Origin of the sequence: Kitasatospora sp. NPDC056273 (genome assembly GCF_042268845.1) — a bacterium.
Classification (GTDB): Bacteria; Actinomycetota; Actinomycetes; order Streptomycetales; family Streptomycetaceae; genus Kitasatospora.
In genome coordinates this window covers 20,960-46,105 of record NZ_JBHJSJ010000060.1, presented here as the reverse complement: position 1 = coordinate 46,105, position 25,146 = coordinate 20,960, and the positions used below count along the sequence as shown (strand labels likewise).

The window sequence follows — 25,146 nt, the reverse complement described above, 5'->3', positions numbered from 1 at the left end:
AGGGAGAGGGGCGGGCTCAGGATTCGAGCGCGGTGGGGGCGCCGAGGGCGGTCTTCTCGGCGTTGCGGCGGGTCTTGGCCCAGCCGTTGCGGCCGAGCAGCATCCGGACCGCGGCCCGGGTGGCGACCACGAACAGGTGGTAGGCGTAGAGCCAGACCAGGACGCCCCAGAGCAGCCCGGTGAGCCGGCCGCGGTCGGGGTGGACGGCCCGGCGGTAGGCGAAGCCCCAGAACACCATCGGCAGCGTGGCGAGCACGAAGGCGAGCAGCATCCACGGGCCGAACCGGAGCTGGAACTCGGCGGTCTCCTCCGGGAAGAGCACCAGCCCGGCGCCGGTGATCCCGAGCGAGACGGGGAAGAGCAGCACCAGCAGCACGCAGACCACCGGCTGGAGGAAGGTGTACAGCACCTCGGCCTTGCCGGTCGCGGTGTAGTGCGGCGAGCGCAGCACCCGGCCGGTGTAGCGCAGGCACTGCATGTTGCCCTGGGCCCAGCGGGTGCGCTGGGTGAGGAAGCGGCGCGGCGAGATCAGGCCCTCCTGGGAGACCCGGGCCTCGGTGACGTGGGTGAGCCGCCAGCCGGCCAGGCGCAGGTCGAGGCCGGACTCGTAGTCCTCCAGCAGGGCGCGCTCCGGCCAGGGGCGGCCGGCCCGGCCCTCCTCGGCGGTGAGCGAGTCGAGGGCGGTGAGCCGGACGAACTGGCCGTTGCCGCCGAGGCCGACGCTGCCGGTGCGGCGGCGCAGCAGCTGCATGCCGGTGTTGGTGGCCTGGAACTCGACGTCCTGCATCCGCACCAGCGCGCGGGCCAGGGCGTTGGCGATCCGGCCGCGGCCGGGCAGCGGGAGCTCGTCGTCGGCGTTGCGCATCCGGACGCCGATCTGGACGGCGCCGGTGTCGGGCCGGCCGAGGGCCTTGGGGTTGCAGACCCGGGCGAGGGTGCCGGGGTCGAGCTGCCCGTCGGCGTCGACCACGCCGATCACCACCCGGGAGCGGTCGGTGCCCTCGGGCAGCCGGGCGGAGATCTCCCGGTAGGCGGCGTTGAGGGCGGCGCCCTTGCCGATCCGGGCGTGCGGGCGGCGGCGCTGGACCAGGTGGATCCGCGGGTCGCGGGCCGCGGCGGCGAGGACCAGCTCGCGGGTGGCGTCCTCGCTGTCGTCGTCGATCACCCACAGGTGGGCCTCGGGCGCGCTGGTCCGCAGGCCGTCCAGGGTCTGGGTGACCACGGCCTCCTCGTCGCGGCAGGGGATCACCAGGTGCCACCGGAAGGCGGCGGGGTCGCCGGGCTCGGCGGGGCGGCCGTGCCGGAAGGCGTGGCGGGAGCCCGCCCAGTACACGAGGAAGCGTCCGAAGACGAGGGCCATGTAGCCGACGAGCGCCAGGGAGATCAGTCCGGCGACCCAGACGACGGCGTCCTGGCGAAGCACGATCCATTCGTGCAGGGCGTCGGGCATGGCGCAGCGCTCCCAGTGATCAAAGGCTGAAGGCTCCTATCGGTTGCGAATCGATGCTTCATTGCGGTTCAAATCGCTAAATCAATAGTAAGGGGAGGAAACTAGCTGATCATGGGAAAGAACGGGCAAAGTGGTCGTTCTCACCCCGTGAGGAGGACCCGCCAGCGCTCCGTAGACTGTGGACGTGAGCGACAAGGCCGACCCGAACCCGTACACCATCCGCCCCGCCGACGGCGGCACCGGCGACGCCCTGCGCGACGTCGAGGTGGAGCTCTCCAAGCGCTGGCCGGAGAACAAACTGGAGCCCTCGCTCGACCGGATCGAGGCGCTGATGGACATCCTGGGCCAGCCCCAGCGGTCCTTCCCCTCCATCCACATCACCGGCACCAACGGCAAGACCTCCACCGCCCGGATGATCGAGCAGCTGCTCAACACCTTCGAGCTGCGCACCGGCCGCTACACCAGCCCGCACGTGGAGTCCGTCACCGAGCGGATCACCCTGGACGGCGCCCCGATCACCCCCGAGCGCTTCGTCGAGGTCTACCGCGACATCGAGCCCTACGTGCAGATGGTCGACGCGGCGCAGCCGGTGCCGATGTCCTTCTTCGAGGTGCTGACCGGCATGGCCTACGCGGCCTTCGCCGACGCCCCGGTGGACGTCGGCGTGGTCGAGGTCGGCATGGGCGGCTCCTGGGACGCCACCAACGTCATCGACTCCGCCGTCGCCGTGATCACCCCGATCGGGCTGGACCACACCGACAAGCTCGGTGAGACCACCGGCGAGATCGCGGTCGAGAAGTCCGGGATCATCAAGTCCGGCGCCGTCGCCGTCGTCGCCCAGCAGCAGCTGGACGCCGCCCAGAACATCCTGCGCCGCGCCGTCGAGGTGGACGCCACGGTCGCCCGCGAGGGCATGGAGTTCGGCGTGATCCGCCGCGAACTCGCCGTCGGCGGCCAGCTGGTGACGCTGCGCGGACTCGGCGGCGAGGAGTACGAGGACGTCTTCATCCCGCTGCACGGCGAGTACCAGGCGCACAACGCGGCCCTCGCCCTGGCCGCGGTCGAGGCCTTCTTCGGCGTCGGCGGCGCGCGCGGCGGGCAGCTGGACGTGGACAAGGTCCGCCAGGGCTTCTCCGGCGTCTCCTCGCCGGGCCGCCTGGAGGTCGTCCGCCGCAGCCCCACGATCGTCCTGGACGCCGCGCACAACCCGCACGGCGCCCGCGCCACCGTGGCCGCGCTCACCGAGTCCTTCGGCTTCACCCGGCTCGTCGGCGTGATCGGCACCTCCGGGGACAAGGACGTGGCCGGCGTGCTGGAGGCCTTCGAGCCGATCCTGGCCGAGGTCGTCATCACCCAGAACTCCACCCACCGCGCGATGGACGTCGACGCGCTCGCCGCCCTCGCCGTCGAGATCTTCGGCGAGGACCGCGTGCAGGTCGAGCCCCGGCTCGACGACGCCATCGCCGCCGCCGTCAGCCTCGCCGAGGAGGAGGGCGACCTCGGCGGCGCCGGGGTGCTGGTCACCGGTTCGGTCATCACGGTGGGCGAGGCCCGCCTGCTGCTCGGGAGGAAGTGACATGAGGACGCTCTGCTCCTCGACTCTGATCGGCGAAGTGCTGCTGGTCCTGTTCGCGGCGCTGGTCGCGATGCGGCTCACCGACGTCTCCAACGCGGAGATCTGGACGGTCAGCGGCATCGCGATGGCGCTGTGCGTCCTGCTCTGCGGCATGATCGACCGCCCCGGCGCGGTGCAGATCGGCTGGGCGCTGCAGATCGGGCTGATCGCCAGCGGCTTCGTGCTGCCGACCATGTTCGGGCTCGGCGTGGTCTTCGCCGGCCTGTGGTGGTGCTCGGTGCACTACGGCCGCAAGGTGGACGCGTTCAAGGCCGCCAGGGCCGCCGCGGAGGCCGCCGCCGTACAGGCCTGAGGCCCGGACCAGCGGACCGACACGCCGTGTACGCAAGGTAATCTCTGCCCTGTCGGCGCCGCCTGTCGACCCGACTGTCTGCCGAACCGAATCCCCAGGAGACGCACCGTGTCCCAGCGCACTCTCGTCCTGCTCAAGCCCGACGCCGTCCGCCGCGGCCTGGCCGGCGAGATCATCAGCCGCATCGAGCGCAAGGCCGGCTGGCGGTTCGCCGCCATCGAGCTGCGCACCTTCGACCGGGCGACGCTGGAGCAGCACTACGCGGAGCACGTGGGCCGCCCGTTCTACGAGCCGCTGCTGGAGTTCATGACCACCGGCCCGTCGATCGCGCTGATCGTCGAGGGCGAGGAGGTCGTCAAGGGCATCCGCATGCTGGCCGGCGCCACCAACCCGCTGGAGGCCGGGGCCGGCACCATCCGCGGCGACTACGCGACGATCACCCGCGAGAACCTGATCCACGCCTCCGACTCCCCGGAGTCCGCCGAGCGCGAGATCAAGATCTTCTTCCCCGCGCACGCCTGATCCGGCGAGCGGGACCCGGGCGACACGCCCGGGGGGACGTTCGTACCGCCCCGGTCGGGACCATTGGCCCGGCCGGGGCATTCTTATCGTGAAATAGGGAACTGGCGGCGCCGACACGGCGTCCCAATCCTCGGAGATGCGATCACGCCCCGGACAATGGACGGTATGCCCCACGCCGACGTCCGTACCGAGTGGCGTGGCTACGATGGACGCGACTCAAGGGCCCGGTAAGACAGCTCAGCTGTTCTCCGCCCACGCGTGGACGCGCGCATTCGTCCACCCCCCCATGAACTCCGAGCCCGGGAAGGCACCCACACCCCATGGCGAGCAACCTGTCGTTCATCGGCCGCGACTTGGCGATCGACCTCGGAACAGCCAATACGCTGGTGTACGTCAGGGGCAAGGGCATCGTTCTGAACGAGCCGTCCGTCGTCGCGGTGAACACCAACACCGGCGGCATCCTCGCCGTCGGCGCCGAGGCCAAGAAGATGATCGGCCGCACCCCGGGCAACATCGTCGCCATCCGCCCGCTCAAGGACGGCGTGATCGCCGACTTCGAGATCACCGAGCGGATGCTGCGGTACTTCATCCTCAAGATCCACCGCCGCCGCTACCTCGCCCGCCCCCGCGTCGTGGTCTGCGTGCCCTCCGGCATCACCGGAGTCGAGCGCCGCGCCGTCATCGAGGCCTCCTCGCAGGCCGGCGCCCGCCAGGTGCACATCATCGAGGAGCCGATGGCCGCCGCGATCGGCGCCGGCCTGCCCGTCCACGAGGCCACCGGCAACATGGTCGTCGACATCGGCGGCGGCACCACCGAGGTCGCCGTGATCTCCCTCGGCGGCATCGTCACCGCCCAGTCCATCCGGGTCGCCGGCGACGAGCTGGACAACGCGATCGTCCAGCACATCAAGAAGGAGTACTCGCTGCTCCTCGGCGAGCGCAGTGCCGAGCAGATCAAGATGAGCATCGGCAGCGCCTTCGGCCTGGAGGGCGAGAAGGACGAGCACGCCGAGATCCGCGGCCGCGACCTGGTCAGCGGTCTGCCCAAGACCGTGGTCATCTCCGCCGCCGAGGTCCGCGAGGCCATCGACGAGCCCGTCAACGCGATCATCGACGCGGTCAAGACCACCCTCGACCAGTGCCCGCCCGAGCTGGCCGGCGACGTCATGGACCGGGGCATCGTGCTCACCGGCGGCGGCGCCCTGCTGCGCGGCCTGGACGAGCGGCTGCGCCGCGAGACCGGCATGCCGATCCACATCGCGGAGAACCCGCTCGACTCCGTCGCACTCGGCTCCGGCAAGTGCGTCGAGGAGTTCGAGGCGCTCCAGCAGGTACTCGACGCTTCGCCGCGTCGTTGACAGGTCGCCGCACCACCGGCACCACACGTCACATCAGACACTCGACTGAACGGGCCGCCGCCCGGGCCCCACAGCCCCGGGCGGCGGCCAGGTACGAAGGGGCAGTACCAGCACCGTGAGGGACACACGAGAGAGCCGGCTGCTGCTGATCCTGCTGGTGGCCGTCGCCTTCGCGCTGATCACCGTGGACATCAAGGGCGGTGAGGACTCCCCGCTCGGGCCCGCCCGGCACGCCGCCGCCAGCGTCCTCGGACCGGTCGAGCGCGGAGCCGCCACCGTCGTCGACCCGGTCGCCGACACCGTCCGCGCCTTCCGCGACGCGGCCACCGACAGCGGCCGCACCGACCAGCTCGCCCGCGAGAACACCGAACTCCGGCAGAAGCTCGCCTCCTCAGACATGGCCACCGGGCGCACCAAGCAGCTGGACGACCTGCTGCGCACCGCCGGCGCCGGCGGCTACACCGTCAAGGCCGCCCAGGTCATCGCGATCGGCCCGGCCCAGGGCTTCTCCTGGACCATCACCATCGACGCCGGCAGCGACGACGGCCTCACCCGCGACATGACGGTGATCAACGGTCAGGGCCTGGTCGGCCGGATCACCACCGTCGCGCCCACCACCGCCACCGTGCTGCTCGCCTCCGACCCCGGCTTCTCGGCCGGCACCCGGCTGGAGGGCACCGGCGAGATCGGCTTCGCCTCCGGCGGCGGCGACAGCCCGATGAAGGTCTCCCTGCTCAACGGCAAGGCCCAGGTCAAGGCCGGCGACCGGCTGGTCACCTTCGGCTCGCAGAGCGGCCGCCCGTTCGTCCCCGGCGTCCCGGTCGGCAAGGTCGTCGAGGTCCAGGCCAACGCCGGCCAGCTGACCAAGACCGTCCTGGTCGAGCCCTTCGTCCAGTTCACCCGGCTGGACCTGGTCGGCGTGGTGGTCGTGCCGCCGCGCGCCGACCCGCGCGACGCCGTCCTGCCGCCGGCGCCCGCCGCGGGCCAGCCGGCCGCCGCGCCGGGCCAGGTCCCGGCCGCCGCGCCGGGCCAGGTCCCGGCCTCCGTGCCCGGCCAGGTCCCGGCCTCCGCGCCCGCCGCCCCGCCCGCCAAGCCCACTGGGGGGAACTGAGCCATGCGCCTCGCCCGCATCCCCGTCTCCGCCGGCCTCGTCCTGTTCGGCCTGATCCTCCAGGTCAGCGTGTTCGGCCGGCTCCAGCTCCCGGGAGCCACCCCGGACATACTGCTGCTCGTCGTGGTCGGCCTGGCCATGGTCTACGGGCCCACCGGCGGCTGCCTGGTCGGCTTCGCGGGGGGCCTGCTGGCCGACCTCGCGCCGCCCTCCGACCACGCCATCGGCCGCTACGCGCTGGTGCTCTGCCTGATGGGCTACGCCGCCGGGCTGCTGCGCCCGGACCACGGCCGCCAGCGGTCCGTGGCCGGCTCGCTGGTCGTGGTCGGCGCCGCGGCGGTCGCCTCCACCCTGCTCTACGCGATGGTCGGCGCCCTGGTCGGCGACACCGCGGCCCGGCACGTCGGCCTCGGCGGACTGGTCATCAGCGCCCTGCTCTACGACCTGCTGCTGGCCCCCTTCGTGGTGCCGCTGGTGATGTACCTGGGCCGCCGCTTCGGCCGCGACCCGGTGGCCGCCGCGGACGACGACGAGGGCGGCTCCGGCCTGGGCACGCTGGCCCGCTACCGCACCACCCGCGACACCTCGACGGGCCCGTCGTACAAGAAGCGGCGCGTGCCGGGCTTCGCCCGCCGCCCGTAACCGGACCGGCCGCCCGGCCCCGGCCCTCCGGCCCCGACCACCCGACCTCCCCGCATCCTGGAGCGCACGAGACGTGAGCAACATCCCCGAGACCGGCCGCACCCGACGGGTGACGATCCGTCTGGTGGTGCTGCAGATCCTGGTGCTGTCGCTGCTCGCCACCCTCGGCGGACGGCTGTGGTACCTGCAGATCCGCAACGCCAAGGAGTACACCGCCAAGGCGACCGGCAACCACATCCGCGAGGTGGTCGAGCCGGCCGTCCGCGGCGAGATCCTGGACGCCTCCGGGCGGGTGCTGGCCGGCAACGAGACCCGGCTGGTGGTCTCGGTCAGCCGCACCTCGCTGCTCCAGCAGAAGGACGGCGGCAAGGCGGTGCTGTCCCGGCTGGCCGAGGTGCTGGGGATGCCGGCCAAGGACGTGCAGGAGAAGGTCCGGCTCTGCGACGCCAAGACCCCGCAGCCCTGCTGGAACGGTTCGCCGTACCAGCCGATCCCGGTCACCAAGGAGGCGACCACCCAGCAGGCGATGCAGATAATGGAGCGCCGCGAGGACTTCCCCGGGATCACCGCGCAGCCCACCGCCGTACGCCGCTACACCGGCGCCGAGGGCGCCAACATGGCCCAGGTGCTCGGCTACCTCTCGCCGGTCACCGACGAGGAGGTCAGCAAGACCGCCGGCAAGAGCGGCCTGGACCGCTACCTGCCGGCCGACCAGATCGGGCGGGCCGGCCTGGAGTCGGTGTACGACCGCGACCTGCGCGGCACCGCGGGCATCACCAAGCTGGAGGTCGACAACCTCGGCCGGGTGATCGGCAACGCCGGCACCGTCGCCCCGCAGACCGGCGACAACCTGGTCACCAGCATCGACGCCCGGGTGCAGAAGGTGGTCGAGGACAACCTGGCGCAGGCCATGAACGACGCCCGGAACACCTTCGACAAGATCACCAACCGCAACTACGAGGCCGACTCCGGCGCCGCCGTGGTGATGGACGTGCACACCGGGCGGATCGTCGCGATGGCGAGCGCCCCGACCTACGACCCGAACCTCTGGGTGGGCGGCATCAGCGGCAAGGACTACCAGTCGCTGACCAGCAAGGACTCCAACTTCCCGCTGCTGAACCGGGCCATACAGGGTCAGTCCGCCCCCGGCTCGACCTTCAAGGTCATCTCCACCACCGCCGCCGTGCAGGCCGGCTACTCGCTGGACGGCCGCTACGACTGCCCGAAGAGCATGACCATCGGCGGCCGCGAGTTCAAGAACTTCGAGAGCGAGAACTTCGGCCAGATCTCCCTGGAGAAGGCGCTGGAGGTCTCCTGCGACACCGTCTTCTACGGCCTGGCGTACGACCAGTGGATGAAGGACGGCGGCATCAAGCCGAAGAAGGACCCGGGCGACTGGTTCTTCAAGACCGCCCACGAGTTCGGCCTCGGTGCCAAGACCGGCATCGACCTGCCGTCCGAGGTCACCGGCCGGGTGCCGGACCGGCAGTGGAAGCAGTCCTTCTACGACAACAACAAGGACGCCTGGTGCGCCCAGGGGCAGAAGGGCGGCAACAGCTACTCCGACCAGATCGCCCGGGAGAACTGCGTCGACGGCTACCAGATGCGCGCCGGTGACGCCGTCAACTTCGCGATCGGCCAGGGCGACACCCTCGTCACCCCGGTCCAGATGGCCCGGATCTACTCGGCGCTCGCCAACGGCGGCACCTTCTACCGGCCGACCATCGCCAAGGCCGTGATAAGCCCGGGCGGGGACCTCGTCCGCGAGATCGCCCCGCACGAGGACGCCAAGTTCCCCGGCGACGAGAAGCTGCTCAGCTACATCAACCAGGCCACCGAGAGCGTCATCAAGAGCGGTACCGCCGCCTGGAAGTTCAACGGCTGGCCGCAGGACAAGATCACGCTGCACGCCAAGACCGGCACCGCCGAGGTCGAGGGCAAGCAGACCACCTCCTGGCTGACCACGTACAGCAAGGACTACGCGGTCGTCATGACGATAAGCCAGGGCGGCACCGGCTCCGGCGGTTCCGGCGACGCCATCCGCCGGATCTACCAGGCGCTGTACGGCGTGGACGACAAGGGCGGCATCGACAGCGGCAAGGCGCTGCTGCCCACGCCGCAGGCCGAGCTGCCGAAGTTCAACCCGGACGGCACCGCGATCATCAAGCCGGTCTCGTACGGCGCCGACGCGGCGCAGGGCGCCCAGGCCCCGGGCCTCCAGGCCCAGGCCGTCGCCGCTCCGGCGCTGCTCGACACGGCCACGGCGCAGCCGGCCCCGGCGACGGCCTTCCTCGACCGGACACCGCCGGCCGACCGTCCGGCGTCGTACACCGCGGCCGACGCCGCGCTCGAACCCACGCGCGGACCGGGAAGGGGACGGGCATGACCTCCTACGGCTCGTACCGGCAGCTGCGGCTGGCCCCGCAGCGCCGCGGGGTCTCCAAGGCGCTGTCCAAGGACTCCCCGCTCTGGCGGCTGGACTGGATACTGCTGGTGGCCGCCCTCGCCCTCTCAGCCGGCAGCTCGCTGCTGGTCTGGTCGGCCACCCGCGGGCGCGACTCGCTGACCCACGGGGACCCGCAGTACTTCCTGTACCGGCACCTGACCAACTTCGTGGTCGGGCTGGTGCTGTGCTCCGTGGTGATAGCGATAGGGAGCCGGCGCTTTCGCACGATCGTGCCGTTCCTGTACGTCGGCGTGCTCGTCCTGCTGCTGGCGACGCTCAGCCCGCTCGGCTCGACCATCAACGGCGCGCACTCGTGGATCCAGCTCGGCGGCGGCTTCTCGATCCAGCCGGCCGAGTTCGCGAAGCTCGCGATCGTGCTGGCGATGGCCGTCGTGCTGTCGGACCAGGTGGACGCGGGGGAGCGGGAGTTCCCCTCGCACCGGGCGGTGTTCCGGGGCCTGCTCTGGGCCGGGGTGCCGATGTGCATAGTGCTGTTGATGCCGGACGCCGGCTCGGTGATGGTGATGGCCGCCATCGTGCTGGGCATCCTGCTCGGCTCCGGCGCGGCGAACCGCTGGGTGCTCGGCCTGCTGGTGGCGGGCACCGCCGGATGCGTGGCGATCTGGAAGTTCGGGCTGCTGAGCCAGTACCAGATCGACCGCTTCGCCGCCTTCGCCAACCCGCAGCTGGACCCGAACGGCGTCGGCTACAACACCGCGCAGGCCCGGATCGCGATCGGCTCGGGCGGACTGACCGGCAAGGGGCTGTTCCACGGCACCCAGACCGTCGGGCAGTTCGTGCCGGAGCAGCAGACCGACTTCGTGTTCACCGTGGCCGGCGAGGAGCTGGGCTTCGTCGGGGCGCTGGCGATCATCGCGCTGGTCGGCGTGATCCTCTGGCGGGCCTGCCGGATCGCCCGGCAGGCGACCGACCTGTACGGGACGATCGTGGCGGCCGGGGTCATCGCCTGGATGGCCTTCCAGGCCTTCGAGAACATAGGGATGTGCCTGGGCATCATGCCGGTCGCGGGCATCCCGCTGCCGTTCGTCTCGTACGGCGGCTCGTCGATGTTCGCCAACTGGATCGCCATCGGGCTGCTCCAGGCGGTGCGGAGCCAGCGGCCGATAGCGGCCTGAGCGCGCCGCGCCGTGCGGCGGCGGGGCCGGTCCGGGACTTCCCGGGCCGGCCCCGCTGTCGTGTCCGGGGCCGGGGCGGGTTCAGAGGAGGCAGTCGGCGGTGGTGAGGACGGCGCGGGTCTGGTGGGCGAGTTGCTCCTGGACGGGCACCCAGCGGGTGCCGAAGCGGTGGCGCAGCCGGTCGAGGCTGTCGGCGACGACGGTGCGGGCGCGGTCGCGGGCGGCCTCGACGCCGGGGCCGCGGGCGTCGGCGAGCAGCCGCAGCAGGATCGACGCGACCCGCAGCGGTACGCGGGCGGCGACCAGTCCGGCGGTGGTCACCCGGGAGGCGGTGAGCGGTTCGGCGCCCCAGCGCTCCAGCCACTCCTCGGCCACCCGCGGGGCGACCGCCAGGCTGGACTCGGCGGTGCGCAGCAGCGGGCCGTACGCCTCGTGGCCGGGCGCCCCGGGCCGGTGCGCGCGGACGGCCGGGAGCAGGGCGGTGAGGTCCGCGGCACGTGCGGTGAGGTCGCGGGCGGCGGCCGCGAGGGCCTGCGGGCCGGCCGGGTGGCGGTGGGCGTCGCCGACCGCGTCGACGGCCCACATCGGGACCTCCAGCACCGCGGAGACCGCGCCGTACCGGGCCGCGTACGACCAGGTGGACAGCTCGGGCTCGTCCGGCAGGGCCCGGGAGCCGCCGGTGCCCGGAGACGGCATCAGGTAGGTGCCCGGGTCCGGGCTGGCCCAGCCGATCGCGTCGTAGGAGTCCACGTCGAGCGGCACGCCGGCCCGCTGCGCGGAGCGGGCGAAGCGCCCGGCCAGGCCCGGGACGGGGCGGGTGAGCTGGGCGAACGCGCCGCCGAAGTCCACCCCGTGCAGCGAGCACTGGAGGAACGGGCGCAGTTCGTCGATCAGTCCGGTCAGCGCCAGGCTCTCCGGCATCGGCGGGCGGCCGGAGCCGGGGGCGGGCAGCAGTTCGGGCTGCTCCTCGAAGGAGGGGCGGAAGAAGTGCTCGTAGTGGCGCCGCATGGTGAGCGGGCCGTCCAGCCAGCCGGCGTTGAGCGCGGCGCCGTCGGGGTCGAGGCAGAGCAGCAGGTGCCAGGAGAGTCCGGGGCGGGCGGGGCGGTCGAGCAGCACCTCGGCGAGCCGGACGGTCCCGGCGGTGCCGATCGGTTCGTTGGGGTGCGGGCCGCCGACCACCAGGACGGCCCGCGGGCCGCGGTCCACGGAGAGCAGCAGCAGCGGGCGGCCGGCCCGGGAGCGGCCCACCTCGCGCAGCCGGCAGCGGTCCGGGTGCCGCAGGGCGAGCCGCCGCGCGGCGGACTCGGCCTGGGCCGGCGTCGGGTAGCGGGCCGGCCGGGTGTCGAGGGTCCGGAGCGGGCGGATCCGCCGACCGGTGTCGGTCATGGTTCTCCTTGCGCCGGTCGTACGGCCGCCGGGGCGCGGGCGTGCGGGTGCGCCGCCGGGCACGGCGTGCGGGCGGGGGGGACGGGGGAGGGGGACGGGGCTGGGCGTGGCACCGCGGGCCGGGAACGGCGGCCGTGCGGGGACGGACGGGGCCGTCCGGGGGCGGCCCGTGGGGAGGGAGAGGCGTGCCGGCCGGAAAACCGACGAGGGCCGAGCGTACGACTCAACTTCCTTGTCCGGAAGGGGTGCAGATGTCTTTGGCGGAGCCCTGTCAGTACCGCACGGGCCGTCCGGGCGTGTCAACGGCGGACGGGACCGGCCGGCGGGCGCCCACCGCGCGTGCCGGGGCGGGCACCAGCGGGCGCGGGAGGCCACCGGTGGGCACCGGTGGCCACCGGCGGGTGCGGGCGGAGACCGGCCGTCCGGGGTCGCGCCGGAGCGCGGAGGGCCCGTGAACCGGGGCAGACGGCCCGTTCCCCGGATTGGGCTACCCTTGAGGGTCACCCCTCCCGTGCCGACTCGCGGCACCGAATCACGTCGTAAGGGTTCCTAGTACATGACTGTCGAATCGGTCTTCCCACGCCTGGAGGCCCTCCTCCCGCACGTCCAGAAGCCGATCCAGTACGTCGGCGGCGAGCTGAACTCGACCGTCAAGGACTGGGACGCCTGCGACGTCCGCTGGGCGCTGATGTACCCCGACGCCTACGAGGTCGGGCTGCCCAACCAGGGCGTCATGATCCTCTACGAGGTGCTGAACGAGCGTGAGGGTGTGCTCGCCGAGCGCACCTACAGCGTCTGGCCGGACCTCGAGGCGCTGATGCGCGAGCACGACGTCCCGCAGTTCACCGTGGACGCCCACCGCCCGGTGAAGGCCTTCGACGTGTTCGGCCTGTCGTTCTCCACCGAGCTCGGCTACACGAACATGCTGACCGCGCTCGACCTGGCCGGCATCCCGCTGGAGGCCAAGGACCGCACCATCGACGACCCGATCGTCCTGGCCGGCGGCCACGCGGCCTTCAACCCGGAGCCGATCGCGGACTTCATCGACTGCGCCGTGGTCGGCGACGGCGAGCAGGCCGTCCTCGACATCACGGAGATCATCCGCGCCTGGAAGGCCGAGGGCCGCCCGGGCGGCCGGGACGAGCTGCTGCTGCGCCTGGCCCGCACCGGCGGGGTCTACGTCCCCAAGTTCTACGACGTGGAGTACCTGGCCGACGGCCGGATCGGCCGCGTCGTGCCGAACGCCCCCGGCGTGCCGTGGCGGGTGTCCAAGCACACCGTGATGGACCTCGACGAGTGGCCGTACCCGAAGCAGCCGCTGGTCCCGCTCGCCGAGACGGTGCACGAGCGGATGTCCGTGGAGATCTTCCGCGGCTGCACCCGCGGCTGCCGCTTCTGCCAGGCCGGCATGATCACGCGCCCCGTGCGGGAGCGAAGCATCACCGGCATCGGCGAGATGGTGGAGCGCGGGCTGAAGGCGACCGGCTTCGAGGAGGTCGGCCTGCTGTCGCTGTCCAGCGCCGACCACACCGAGATCGGCGACATCGCCAAGGGCCTGGCGGACCGCTACACCGAGGACAAGATCGGCCTGTCGCTGCCGTCCACCCGCGTCGACGCCTTCAACATCGACCTCGCCAACGAGCTGTCCCGCAACGGGCGCCGCTCGGGCCTCACCTTCGCCCCCGAGGGCGGCAGCGAGCGCATGCGCAAGGTCATCAACAAGATGGTGTCGGAGGAGGACCTGATCCGCACCGTCGCCACCGCGTACGGCAACGGCTGGCGCCAGGTGAAGCTGTACTTCATGTGCGGCCTGCCCACCGAGACCGACGAGGACGTGCTCCAGATCGGCGAGATGGCGAAGAACGTCATCCAGAAGGGCCGCGAGGTCACCGGCCAGAACGACATCCGCTGCACTGTCTCCATCGGCGGGTTCGTGCCCAAGCCGCACACCCCGTTCCAGTGGGCCCCGCAGCTGTCCGCCGAGGCCACCGACGCCCGCCTGGCCAAGCTGCGCGACTCCATCCGCGGCGACCGCAAGTACGGCAAGAACATCGGCTACCGCTACCACGACGGCAAGCCGGGCATCGTCGAGGGCCTGCTCTCCCGCGGCGACCGCCGGGTCGGCGCGATCATCCGCGAGGTCTACGAGGACGGCGGCCGCTTCGACGGCTGGCGCGAGTACTTCTCCTACGACCGCTGGATGGCCTGCGCCGAGAAGGGCCTGGCCGGCACCGGCGTCGACGTCGACTGGTACACCACCCGCGAGCGCACCTACGAGGAGGTGCTGCCCTGGGACCACCTGGACAGCGGCCTCGACAAGGACTGGCTCTGGGAGGACTGGCAGGACGCCCTGGAGGAGGTCGAGGTCGACGACTGCCGCTGGACCCCGTGCTTCGACTGCGGCGTGTGCCCGCAGATGGACACCCAGATCCAGATCGGCCCCACCGGCAAGAAGATGCTCCCCCTGACGGTCGTCAACAAGTAGCGCACGTCACACCCGCGACCCCCGGCCGGACCGATTCGGCCGGGGGTCGCGGCGTGCCGGGGAGCGGCGGCTGACCAGGGGCGGAGCGAGGGGGGTGGCGGGGCGCGTACCCTTTGAGGTGACAGAGTCCGGACAGTGGCGGGAAGACGCCACGCCGGACGGGGACAACTGACTAAGGACTGAGCGACCCTGGCACGCCGTACGCCCGACGGTCCGCCGCCCGCGCCGACGGTGCAGCGGATTCGTCTCCGCTACACCAAGCGCGGCCGGCTCCGCTTCACCAGCCACCGCGACTTCCAGCGCGCCTTCGAGCGCGCCCTGCGCCGGTCCGCCGTTCCGATGGCCTATTCGGCCGGCTTCACCCCGCACCCGAAGGTCTCCTACGCGAACGCGGCCCCGACCGGGGTGGCGAGCGAGGCGGAGTACCTGGAGATCGGCCTGGCCGCTGTCCGCGACCCCGAGCAGCTGCGGGCGCAGCTGGACGAGTCGCTGCCGACGGGCCTGGACGTGATCGACGCGGTCGAGGTGCGGACGCCGAACTTCGTGGAGCGCCTGGAGGCCTCCGAGTGGCTGCTCCGGCTGGACGGTGTCGAGCCCGACGCGGCCGCCGACGCGGTCGCGCGCTTCCTCGCCGCCGAGCGGGTCGAGGTCGAGCGCCGCACCAAGAACGGCCTGCGGGTCTTCGACGCGCGGGGCGCGGTGGCGGCGCTGGAAGCCGTCCCGGCCCAGGTCGAGGCCGGTGCGGACGCCGGGGCCGGAACCGACCGCGATGTTCGGACCGGCCGTCCCTGTGCGATACTGCGCCTGGTAGTACGACACGCCACACCAGCCGTACGACCCGACGACGTATTGTCCGGTCTCCGTGTGACGGCCGACCTGGCGCCGCCGGTCCCCGCAGAGGTGACCAGGCTGGCGCAGGGGCCGCTCGACGAGGAGTCCGGCACGGTGACCGACCCGCTGGCGCTCGACCGCGCAGCGGCCCCGGTCGGCTCGGAGCCGGCAGCAGGGCCGCACGCTACCGCGTCCGCCTAGCGGGGGGAGGCCGGGCCCAGTGCCTCACTGGGCCCGACGGTCCTCCAGGGTTCCCGCGGCTCCCCAGGGGAGCGAGCGTCGTCGCAGCGCAGGCCTGCCAACCGGGGCCTGCCGACCAGGAAGGTCGGCCGGTCCGGGACCCCGTCCGGGAGCCACCCGGGGTTGGGGGACGGCGCAGCTTGGGAAAACCTCAGAAGACTGGTCAGACCAGAAGACTTTCGACACCCCGCCGTGTGCGGGGCGCCGAGCGAGACTACGAGCCCCTGTGCGGCCTCGCGTCCGCGCGGCGGCACCGTTCCAAGGGTCCGGTCCAGGCATCGTCGTGATGCCGGCCGCCCAGCGGTGCCGTGCCGTGCCCGGATGCGGAGCCCGGGGGCCTGACGGGAGATCCACCCGCATGCTCGATAACACCGATCCGCAGCAGACTGCGGCCACGGAACAGAACGAAACCGCCGCGACCGGTGGTGAGGGCGCGTCCGCCGCGCCGCCGCGCCGTCGCCGCCGCGCGGTGTCCCGCCCGGCGGGTACCCCGCAGGGTGCGGCCGCCGACGCGGCCGAGACGGTCGTGCCGGCCGAGGCCCCCGCGGCCGCCCCGGCTCCGGCCGTGGAGCCGACGGCCGAGCCGGCCGCCGAGAAGCCCGTCCGGGCCCGCCGTACCCGTAAGCGCGCCGAGGCCCCGGCCGGGGCGCCGGAGGCCACCCCGATCGTGGTGACCGCGCCGGAGGCCGTCGAGGCCCCGGTGGCCGAGGCCCCCGTGAAGGCCGCGAAGGCCTCGAAGACCACCAGGGCCGCCAAGGCCGCGAAGGCGGAGACCGCCGAGCCGACGGCCGAGCCGGCCGCCGAGAAGCCCGTCCGGGCCCGCCGTACCCGCAAGCGCGCCGAGGCGCCCGCCGGTGCCCCCGTGGCCGAGGCCGCGGCCCCCGTCGTCGAGGCGCCGGCCGTCGAGACCCCCGCCGTGGAGGCCCCCGCCGCCGAGCCGGTGGCCGAGGAGGCCCCGGCCGCTCCGGCCCGCCGCCCCCGCCGCCGTCGCGTGGTCGAGGCCGCGCCGGTCGTCGAGGCCCCGGTGGCGGAGCCCGCCGCCGAGGAGCCGCAGGCCGAGGAGCCCGCCGTCGCGGAGGAGCCCGAGGAGGAGGCCGTCGAGGCCCCCGCCGCCGCGCCGGCCGCCCGGCCCGCCGCTGCCGCCCCGGCCGCCGAGGCCGAGCCGCCCCACCGGGTGCGCCGCCGTGCGGTCCGCCCGGCCACCGCCGTCTTCCAGGCGCCGGTGTTCCAGGAGCCCGCCTCCTTCGTCGCGCCGTCCGCTCCGGCGGCACCGGCCGCGCCGTCCGCTCCGGTGGCGCAGGCCGCTCCGCAGCAGCCCGCCGCCGCCCCGGCGAAGGCCGAGGCTCCGGCCGCGGCCCCGGTGCAGGCCGGGCGCGAGGAGGAGGACGACGAGTTCGAGTACAGCGGTGTCGGCCGTCGCCGCCGGGTCCGCACCCGGGTCGAGCCGACCCGTCGCAAGTCGGGCGCCCAGGCTCCGGTGAAGGCCGCCGCGAAGGCCGCCAAGGCCGCGGCGAAGGCGCCGGTCGCGGCGCCCGTCGTCGAGGTCCCGGTCGTCGAGGCGCCCGCCGTCGAGGCCCCCGCCGCCGGTCCGGAGACCGAGGACGAGTGGGAGGACGGCCGTCCGTCGCGCCGTCGCCGCCGGGGCGGTCGCCGCCGTCGCCGCGGTGAGGCCGAGGAGTTCGAGGCCGTCGAGACCGAGCAGTCCGTCGAGGAGTCGGCCGAGGCCGTCGCCGAGGAGGAGGGCGAGGAGGACGACGACCTGGCCGCCGGCCTGTCCTCGTCGCGCCGCCGCCGTCGCCGTCGCCGCCGCAGCGGTGAGGCCGGCGCCGTCGAGACCGCCGAGACCACCGAGGACGGCGTCCGTACGGTGGTGAAGGTGCGCGAGCCGCGCCGCCGTTCCACCGAGCCGTCGTTCGACCCGGACGAGGTGCAGTCCATCAAGGGCTCGACCCGTCTGGAGGCCAAGAAGCAGCGCCGCCGCGAGGGCCGCGAGCTGGGCCGCCGCCGGGTGCCGATCATCACCGAGGCCGAGTTCCTGGCCCGCCGCGAGTCGGTCGAGCGCGTCATGGTGGTGCGCCAGAGCGGCCAGCGGACCCAGATCGGCGTCCTCGAGGACGGCGTGCTGGTCGAGCACTACGTCAACAAGGAGCAGGCCACCTCGTACGTCGGCAACGTCTACCTGGGCAAGGTCCAGAACGTGCTGCCGTCGATGGAGGCCGCCTTCGTCGACATCGGCAAGGGCCGCAACGCGGTGCTGTACGCCGGCGAGGTCAACTTCGGCGCGCTGGGCCACGGCGGCCCGCGCCGGATCGAGTCGGTGCTGAAGTCCGGCCAGTCCGTGCTGGTGCAGGTCTCCAAGGACCCGATCGGCCACAAGGGCGCCCGCCTGACCAGCCAGATCTCGCTGCCCGGCCGCTACCTGGTGTACGTGCCCGAGGGCTCGATGACCGGCATCTCGCGCAAGCTCCCGGAGAACGAGCGCGCCCGGCTGAAGCAGATCCTCAAGAAGATCGTCCCGGACGACGCGGGCGTCATCGTGCGCACCGCCGCCGAGGGCGCCTCCGAGGAGGAGCTGACCCGCGACGTCCAGCGCCTCCAGCAGCAGTGGGAGGACATCCAGAAGAAGGCCGCGACCGGCAACGCCCCGGCGCTGCTGTACGGCGAGCCGGACATGACCGTCCGGGTCGTCCGCGACATCTTCAACGAGGACTTCACCAAGGTCATCGTCTCCGGCGACGAGGCGTGGAAGACCATCCACGAGTACGTCTCCAACGTGGCCCCGGACCTCGCCGAGCGGCTCCAGCGGTGGACCTCCGAGGTGGACGTGTTCGCCACCTACCGGATCGACGAGCAGCTGATGAAGGCGCTGGACCGCAAGGTCTGGCTGCCCAGCGGCGGTTCGCTGGTGATCGACCGCACCGAGGCGATGGTCGTCATCGACGTCAACACCGGGAAGTTCGTCGGCCAGGGCGGCAACCTGGAGGAGACGGTCACCCGGAACAACATCGAGGCGGCCGAGGAGATCGTGCGCCAGCTGCGGCTGCGCGACCTCGGCGGCATCATCGTGATCGACTTCATCGACATGGTGCTGGAGTCCAACCGCGACCTGGTGCTGCGCCGCCTGCTGGAGTGCCTGGGCCGGGACCGGACCAAGCACCAGGTGGCCGAGGTCACCTCGCTGGGCCTGGTCCAGATGACCCGCAAGCGGGTCGGCCAGGGTCTGCTGGAGTCCTTCTCCGAGCCGTGCGTGCACTGCAACGGCCGCGGCGTGATCGTCCACATGGAGCAGCCGAGCGCCCACGTCCACGCCCCCGTGGTGGCGGGCGAGGCCGGTGCGGGCAGCGGCAAGCGCCGTCGCCGGGGCAAGGGCGGCGCGGGCCACGAGGAGCCGCAGGCCGTCGAGGCCGCGGTGGCCGCGGTGGCCGAGCCGGTCGCGGTGGAGGCCTTCGCCGAGTCGGCCGAGCCGGTGCGCGAGGAGATCGAGGGCCAGCTGGCCCTGGAGGTCCCGGGCGTCGAGGCCCCGGCCGAGGCGGCTCCCGCCGTCCCGGCCCCGGTCGTCGAGGCTCCCGTGGCGGAGGCCCCGGCCGCCGCTCCGGCGGGCCGTCCGCGCCGCCGCGCGGTGCGCAAGGCGACCGCTCCGGCGGGCTCCCCGGGCACCGCCGAGATCGTGGTGCTCCAGGCCAAGGCCGAGGCGGCGCTGGAGGCGGCCCTGGAGGCCGCCGCCCCGGCGGTCGTGGAAGCCGCGGCCGAGGCCGTCGCCGAGGCGACGGGTGAGCCGGTCGTGGCCGCGGAGGCCGCGGTCGTCGCCGAGGCTCCGGAGGCCGTCGAGGCACCGGAGACCGTCGAGGCCGTCGAGGCCGCCGCCGAGGCTGCGGCCGAGGAGGCGCCGGCGCCGAAGAAGCGGGCCGCCCGCAAGACCGCCGCGAAGAAGACCGCCGCCAAGAAGACCACCACGGCGGCCAAGAAGACCACCGCCCGCAAGACCGCCACCAAGCGGACGAGCGCGGCGGCCAAGAAGGCCGCGGCCGCCGAGGGTGATACGGCGTCCGAGTAGTGCCCACGCCCCGGGGCGGGAGTGATCCCGCCCCGGGCCGTACGGGCCGGTTTGCCCCCCGGGCGGCCGGTCCGTATTCTTGACCATCGGCGTGTCTACGCCATTGCTCCCGAGCACATCACCTTCCCGAGGTCACCGCGTTCGCGCGGAGGGCCGGGGAGAGGCTCCTGTGTCCGTACCCAGGTGGCTGGCGTCGGGGGTTCCGACCGAGCAAGGAAAGCAGGTACCGCATGTACGCGATCGTTCGCGCAGGCGGCCGCCAGCACAAGGTCGCCGTCGGCGACGTGCTGGAGATCGACCGTATCGAGGCCAAGCCGGGTGACTCGGTCGAGCTCTCGACCATCCTCGTCGTCGACGGTGACGCTGTCACCTCCGACCCGTGGGTCCTGGCCGGCGTGAAGGCTCACGCCGAGGTGGTCGACCAGACCAAGGGTGACAAGATCGTCATCCTGCGTTACAAGAACAAGACCGGCTACCGCCGCCGTCAGGGTCACCGTCAGCAGCACACCGCGGTGCGCATCACCAGCATCGACTCGGTCAGCAAGTAAGGGGATAGCGAAAAATGGCACACAAGAAGGGCGCAAGCTCTACTCGTAACGGCCGTGACTCGAACGCCCAGCGCCTCGGCGTGAAGCGCTTCGGTGGCCAGGTCGTCTCCGCCGGCGAGATCCTCGTCCGCCAGCGCGGCACCCACTTCCACCCGGGTGCCGGTGTCGGCCGCGGTGGCGACGACACCCTGTTCGCGCTGACCGCCGGTGCGGTGCAGTTCGGCACCCGTCGTGGCCGCAAGGTCGTCAACATCGTGGCCGTCGAGGCCTGAGTCCCCGCGGACTCCCGAGTCTGAGAAGACCCACCGGGTCGGGACAAGACTCACAGTGAAGGGTGGGCCGGAATTCTCCGGTCCACCCTTCACGCTTTACGCAGGTAGCAAGCAGACTCTCGCGCACTGGAGGCACACCCATGACCACCTTCGTGGACCGCGTCGAACTTCACGTCGCCGCGGGTAACGGGGGCCACGGCTGCGCCTCCGTGCACCGCGAGAAGTTCAAGCCGCTCGGCGGCCCGGACGGCGGCAACGGCGGGGAGGGCGGCAGCGTCATCCTCACCGTGGACTCGCAGGTCACCACCCTGCTGGAGTACCACCACTCGCCCAAGCGCAAGGCCACCAACGGCAAGCCCGGCGCGGGCGGCCACCGCACCGGCGCGGACGGCGAGGACCTCGTCCTGCTGGTGCCGGACGGCACCGTGGTGCTGGACCGCAAGGGCAACGTGCTGGCCGACCTGGTCGGCCACGGCACCAGCTTCGTCGCGGCCCAGGGCGGCCGCGGCGGCCTCGGCAACGCCGCGCTGGCCTCGGCCCGCCGCAAGGCGCCCGGCTTCGCGCTGCTCGGCGAGCCCGGCGAGGCCCGTGACATCGTCATGGAGCTCAAGTCCGTCGCCGACGTGGCCCTGGTCGGCTACCCGAGCGCCGGCAAGTCCTCGCTGATCTCGGTGCTCTCGGCCGCCAAGCCGAAGATCGCGGACTACCCGTTCACCACCCTGATCCCCAACCTGGGCGTGGTCACCGCGGGCGACACCGTCTACACCATCGCCGACGTGCCCGGCCTGATCCCGGGCGCCAGCCAGGGCCGCGGCCTGGGCCTGGAGTTCCTGCGCCACGTCGAGCGCTGTTCGGTGCTGGTGCACGTGCTGGACTGCGCCACCCTGGAGCCCGGCCGCGACCCGCTGACCGACCTGGAGACCATCGAGGCCGAGCTCGCCGAGTACGGCGGTCTGGAAGACCGTCCGCGCCTGGTCGCGCTCAACAAGGTGGACGTCCCGGACGGCCAGGACATCGCCGACCTGACCCGCGCCTCCCTGGAGGAGCGCGGCTACCGGGTGTTCGAGGTCTCCGCCGCCTCCCGCAAGGGCCTGCGCGAGCTGAGCTTCGCCGTGGCCGGGATCGTCGCAGAGGCGCGCGCCGCCAAGCCGGCCGAGGAGTCGACCCGGATCGTGCTGCGGCCCAAGGCCGTCGACGACGCCGGCTTCACCATCACCGAGGAGGACGGCGCGTACCGCATCCGCGGCGTCAAGCCGGAGCGCTGGGTCCGCCAGACCGACTTCAGCAACGACGAGGCCGTCGGCTACCTCGCCGACCGGCTGGCCCGCCTCGGGATCGAGCAGGAGCTGTGGAAGATCGGGGCGCACGAGGGCGACACCGTCATCATCGGCCCCGAGGAGAACGCCGTCGTCTTCGACTGGGAGCCGACCATGGCCGCCGGTGCCGAGATGCTCGGCCGCCGTGGTGAGGACCACCGCTTCGAGACCCCGCGCCCGGCGGTCGACCGCCGTCGCGAGAAGCAGAAGGGCCGGGACGCGGCCGAGTCCGAGTTCCTCGCCTTCGAGGCGCTCTCCAGCGGCCGCCAGGCCGCCATCGAGGGCGACGATGACGAGGACTGAGGATTGAGGACTGAGGACCGCTGACCGGTCCGGTCCGGACGGCCCCTGCCACCTGTCGAGGCGGCAGGGGCCGTCCGCGTGTCCGGCGGTGACGGGGCGTCACTTGGTCCAGGAGGCCTGGAGCTTCAGCGGGTCGGCCAGGTCGGTGTAGCCGACGGCGGCCGGGGTGTTGCCGGGGGTGGAGATGATGGTGCAGCCCTTGACCTCGGCGCCCTTGGCCACGCCCTGGAACTTCGCGCCGGTGCACTTGGGCAGCGGGGTCGCGGCGGTCAGGACGTTGACGCCCTTCTTGCCCGTGGTGTCGAAGAGCACGAGCTTCGAGTCCGGGGCGGTGAAGGAGAGGCTGGCGTCCCCGAGGTTCTTGATGGTGTAGCTGACGTACATCGGGGTGCGGCCTTCCAGGCCGACGATGCTGATCTTGGCGGCGGTGAAGTCCTGCGCCGAACCGGCCTCGACGCCGGTGACGGTGATCTCCAGCTTGGTGGCGACCTTGGAGGTCTTGTCGGCGAAGTCCACGGTGGCGCTCTGGCCGACCTTCACGCTGGTGGCGGCCGCCGGGACGGCTCCGGCGCCGGCCCCGCCGCCCGCCGCGCCGGCCGTGCCGGCCCCGCCCGCCGCACCGGAGGGGGCCGCGCCCGAGGGGGCCGCGGCCGAACCGCCGGCCGCGCCCCCGGCGGTGGCACCCGGGGTCGCGCCGGTCTGGGTCGCGCCGGTCTGGGCCGGGGCCGCGCCGGTGGCGCCGCCGGTACCGGCCGGGGTGTCCGGGTTGTCCGGCCCGCAGGCCGCGAGCGAGAGGGCGGTGGCCGCCGCGAGCGCGGCGACGGTCAGCTTGGTGGTGTACGAACGCATGGTGCGCATTTCTCCTGGGCGCACGGCCGCGACCGTTGCCGGCCTTTGCCCAGTGCGGCGCCGCCCGTCGTGACAGGAAGGGTCGATGACGACATGGGTACAGCGGGCAAGAAGCCGTCCCCCGATCTGGCTTGCGGTCAGGGACCATACCAGCCATCCGGCTTGGCGGGCGGCCCGTGGCGGCCCGTACCGGATCCGGTCCATCCGGTGAAACACCCCGCCGGTGACCTGCGGGGATCGCGTAGATTTCGGGGGTGACGGCCGGGCCCGGGCCCCGCCGTACCCGCACCACACCGGAAGGGCGTACAGCGAGATGAGCGAGGACCCTCTGCGGGAGGAGGTGCTGACCGCACGGCGGATCGTCGTCAAGGTCGGCTCCTCGTCCCTGACCACGGCGACCGGCGGCCTGGACGCCGACCGCGTCGACGCCCTGGTGGACGCGCTCGCCAAGCTGCGCGGCCGCCCCGAGGCCCCGGAGGTGGTGCTCGTCTCCTCCGGTGCGATCGCCGCCGGGCTCGCCCCGCTCGGCCTGGACCGCCGGCCCAAGGACCTGGCCCGCCAGCAGGCCGCCGCCAGCGTCGGCCAGGGCCTGCTGGTCGCCCGCTACACCGCCTCCTTCGCCCGGTACGGCATCCGGGTCGGCCAGGTGCTGCTCACCGCCGAGGACGCCAGCCGGCGCGCCCACTACCGCAACGCGTACCGCACCCTGGACCAGCTGCTGGCGATGGGCGCGATGCCGATCGTCAACGAGAACGACACCGTCGCCACCGCCGAAATCAAGTTCGGCGACAACGACCGGCTGGCCGCCCTGGTCGCCCACCTGGTCCGCGCCGACCTGCTCGTACTGCTCTCCGACGTGGACGGCCTGTACGACGGCGACCCGTCCCGCCCCGGCACCAGCCGGATCGCCGAGGTGCGCGGCCCGCAGGACCTCGACGGCATCGAGATCGGCAGCGCCGGCAAGGCCGGCGTCGGCACCGGCGGCATGGTCACCAAGGTCGAGGCGGCCCGGATCGCCACCGGCGCCGGCATCCCGGTCGTGCTCACCGCCGCCAGCCAGGCCGCCGACGCGCTGGCCGGCCGGCCCACCGGCACGCTCTTCCTGCGCACCGGCAGCCGCACCTCCGACCGGATGCTCTGGCTGGCCCACGCGAGCAGCCCGCGCGGGGCGCTGCACCTGGACGAGGGCGCCGTCCGGGCGGTCGTCTCCGGCGGCGCCTCGCTGCTGCCCGCCGGGGTCACCAAGGTCGACGGGGAGTTCGCCGCGGGTGATCCGGTGGACCTTCTTGCCGAAAACGGCCACATCGTGGCTCGCGGACTGGTCAACTTTGATGCGAGGGAGTTGCCCCGCCTGCTCGGCCGGTCCACCCGCGACCTGGCCCAGGAGTTCGGCGCCGCGTACGAGCGCGAGGTCGTCCACCGCGACGACCTGGTCGTTCTGCGCGGCTGACCGGCCCGGTCGACCGTGCCGGGGCCTGCCCCGGCACCGGCCGCCCGGCCGATCGGCGCCGCGCGGACGGCGGGCCGCTCCGTACCGGGAGCGGCCCGGCCGCGGGCGAGGAGGGGCGCAGCCGTACCGGTCGGCCGAGGGCCGACGGGGCCGGTGGGGACGACACGACATCGCCGAACAGGAGGCCGCCGGTGGAACGCAGGCGCGAGGCAGCGCTGACCGCAGGGACCGCGGGCCGGCGGCTGACCAGCATCGACGGCGGACGCGGGGACGGCCCCGCCGAGCCGGCCGGTCCGCCGACGCAGCGGCCCGGCGGGATGCGCGGGATGCGGCCCGAACTCGACCGGGCGGCCCAGCCGCCCACCGTGCCCGAGCAGGCGCGGCTGTGGCACGTGGTGCTGAGCGTGGCCGGGCAGGTCACCCCGCTGTCCGCGTTGCGCGCCTCGCTGGAGCAGCTGGCGCACGACCACTCGTTCTTCCTGACCGCCCGCTACGCGGCCGACCATGCCGAGATCCGCTACTGGGAGCAGGCCCGGGACCTGCACGACGCGGCGGCCATCGCGCTGCGGCTGTGGGGCGAGCACAAGGTCACCTCGAACCTGCCGCCCTGGGAGATCGTCGGGCTGGAGGTGGTCGACCGGGCGACGTACCACAAGCGGGTGGCGGAGGGCTTCGGCGAGCCGCCGCCGCACCTGGGCGGCGTGCACCCGTACTGAGCGCCCGGACCGAACGCCGGACCGAACGCCGGACCGAACGCCGTACCGAGCTGTCTCACCGGGCGAAATGCCGCCCGGGCGGGGCGGGCGCAGTCGCTACCCT

Annotated in this window: 19 protein-coding genes; 16 read left to right on the top strand and 3 right to left on the bottom strand. The window is 73.2% G+C overall.

Annotated features, from left to right (window positions below):
• Positions 1-16: 16 nt before the first annotated feature.
• The gene (locus tag ACFCY1_RS34945; protein WP_375877185.1) at positions 17-1,450 is read right to left on the bottom strand and encodes a glycosyltransferase family 2 protein; all 1,434 of its coding nucleotides are present in this window, start codon (positions 1,448-1,450) and stop codon (positions 17-19) included.
• Positions 1,451-1,634: 184 nt separating this feature from the next.
• On the opposite strand from ACFCY1_RS34945, the gene ACFCY1_RS34940 reads away from it, so the two are divergent.
• The 8 genes from ACFCY1_RS34940 to rodA all read left to right on the top strand — a co-directional run bounded on the left by ACFCY1_RS34940 (position 1,635) and on the right by rodA (position 10,593).
• Complete coding sequence (locus tag ACFCY1_RS34940; RefSeq protein WP_079271806.1) at positions 1,635-3,026, top strand: folylpolyglutamate synthase/dihydrofolate synthase family protein; 1,392 nt, start codon at positions 1,635-1,637, stop codon at positions 3,024-3,026.
• A 1-nt stretch (position 3,027) separates the two neighbouring features.
• A complete protein-coding gene (locus tag ACFCY1_RS34935) occupies positions 3,028-3,378 on the top strand; it encodes a DUF4233 domain-containing protein (RefSeq protein WP_049648948.1) in 351 nt (116 codons plus the stop codon).
• 108 nt (positions 3,379-3,486) lie between these two features.
• Positions 3,487-3,900: a nucleoside-diphosphate kinase gene (gene ndk, locus ACFCY1_RS34930; protein ID WP_049648947.1), complete on the top strand. Its 414-nt coding sequence runs from the start codon at positions 3,487-3,489 to the stop codon at positions 3,898-3,900.
• A 332-nt stretch (positions 3,901-4,232) separates the two neighbouring features.
• Positions 4,233-5,258: a rod shape-determining protein gene (locus tag ACFCY1_RS34925; RefSeq protein WP_049648984.1), complete on the top strand. Its 1,026-nt coding sequence runs from the start codon at positions 4,233-4,235 to the stop codon at positions 5,256-5,258.
• A gap of 115 nt (positions 5,259-5,373) precedes the next feature.
• Positions 5,374-6,369, top strand: coding sequence for a rod shape-determining protein MreC (gene mreC / locus ACFCY1_RS34920; protein ID WP_375877184.1), 996 nt, complete (start codon positions 5,374-5,376; stop codon positions 6,367-6,369).
• A 3-nt stretch (positions 6,370-6,372) separates the two neighbouring features.
• Entirely contained in the window at positions 6,373-7,011 is a 639-nt protein-coding gene (mreD, locus tag ACFCY1_RS34915) for a rod shape-determining protein MreD (RefSeq protein WP_049658707.1), read from the top strand.
• 73 nt (positions 7,012-7,084) lie between these two features.
• Positions 7,085-9,397: a penicillin-binding protein 2 gene (gene mrdA / locus ACFCY1_RS34910; protein WP_375877183.1), complete on the top strand. Its 2,313-nt coding sequence runs from the start codon at positions 7,085-7,087 to the stop codon at positions 9,395-9,397.
• Positions 9,394-10,593 (top strand): rod shape-determining protein RodA, encoded by a 1,200-nt coding sequence (gene rodA, locus ACFCY1_RS34905; RefSeq protein WP_049658703.1) that lies wholly within the window; start codon positions 9,394-9,396, stop codon positions 10,591-10,593. The genes mrdA and rodA overlap by 4 nt, the downstream gene beginning before the upstream one ends.
• A gap of 81 nt (positions 10,594-10,674) precedes the next feature.
• Here rodA and ACFCY1_RS34900 read toward each other — a convergent pair whose 3' ends face one another.
• Complete coding sequence (locus ACFCY1_RS34900; RefSeq protein ID WP_375877182.1) at positions 10,675-11,979, bottom strand: M14 family zinc carboxypeptidase; 1,305 nt, start codon at positions 11,977-11,979, stop codon at positions 10,675-10,677.
• 556 nt (positions 11,980-12,535) lie between these two features.
• Here ACFCY1_RS34900 and ACFCY1_RS34895 point away from each other — a divergent pair.
• From ACFCY1_RS34895 to obgE, 6 genes are all read left to right on the top strand, one after another.
• Positions 12,536-14,464 carry a TIGR03960 family B12-binding radical SAM protein gene (locus ACFCY1_RS34895; protein ID WP_375877181.1) on the top strand — a complete coding sequence of 643 codons (1,929 nt, stop codon included), beginning with the start codon at positions 12,536-12,538 and terminating at the stop codon, positions 14,462-14,464.
• A 231-nt stretch (positions 14,465-14,695) separates the two neighbouring features.
• The gene (locus ACFCY1_RS34890; protein ID WP_049659422.1) at positions 14,696-15,496 is read left to right on the top strand and encodes a TIGR03936 family radical SAM-associated protein; all 801 of its coding nucleotides are present in this window, start codon (positions 14,696-14,698) and stop codon (positions 15,494-15,496) included.
• 397 nt (positions 15,497-15,893) lie between these two features.
• Positions 15,894-19,589, top strand: a complete 3,696-nt coding sequence (locus tag ACFCY1_RS34885) for a ribonuclease E/G (RefSeq protein ID WP_375877180.1) — start codon at positions 15,894-15,896, stop codon at positions 19,587-19,589.
• A gap of 230 nt (positions 19,590-19,819) precedes the next feature.
• Positions 19,820-20,137: a 50S ribosomal protein L21 gene (gene rplU, locus ACFCY1_RS34880; protein ID WP_045696828.1), complete on the top strand. Its 318-nt coding sequence runs from the start codon at positions 19,820-19,822 to the stop codon at positions 20,135-20,137.
• A 14-nt stretch (positions 20,138-20,151) separates the two neighbouring features.
• Complete coding sequence (gene rpmA, locus ACFCY1_RS34875) at positions 20,152-20,409, top strand: 50S ribosomal protein L27 (protein ID WP_030309712.1); 258 nt, start codon at positions 20,152-20,154, stop codon at positions 20,407-20,409.
• A gap of 140 nt (positions 20,410-20,549) precedes the next feature.
• Positions 20,550-22,028 (top strand): GTPase ObgE, encoded by a 1,479-nt coding sequence (gene obgE / locus ACFCY1_RS34870; protein ID WP_049659936.1) that lies wholly within the window; start codon positions 20,550-20,552, stop codon positions 22,026-22,028.
• Positions 22,029-22,127: 99 nt separating this feature from the next.
• Here the strand turns inward: obgE and ACFCY1_RS34865 are convergent, their stop codons facing one another.
• Entirely contained in the window at positions 22,128-22,886 is a 759-nt protein-coding gene (locus ACFCY1_RS34865; RefSeq protein WP_375877179.1) for a hypothetical protein, read from the bottom strand.
• Between the two features lie 304 nt (positions 22,887-23,190).
• Here ACFCY1_RS34865 and proB point away from each other — a divergent pair, with 304 nt between their 5' ends.
• Positions 23,191-24,327 carry a glutamate 5-kinase gene (proB, locus tag ACFCY1_RS34860; protein ID WP_049660991.1) on the top strand — a complete coding sequence of 379 codons (1,137 nt, stop codon included), beginning with the start codon at positions 23,191-23,193 and terminating at the stop codon, positions 24,325-24,327.
• A 191-nt stretch (positions 24,328-24,518) separates the two neighbouring features.
• On the top strand, positions 24,519-25,043 hold the full coding sequence (locus tag ACFCY1_RS34855) for a hypothetical protein (RefSeq protein ID WP_074000707.1): 525 nt from the start codon (positions 24,519-24,521) through the stop codon (positions 25,041-25,043).
• Positions 25,044-25,146 lie beyond the last annotated feature (103 nt).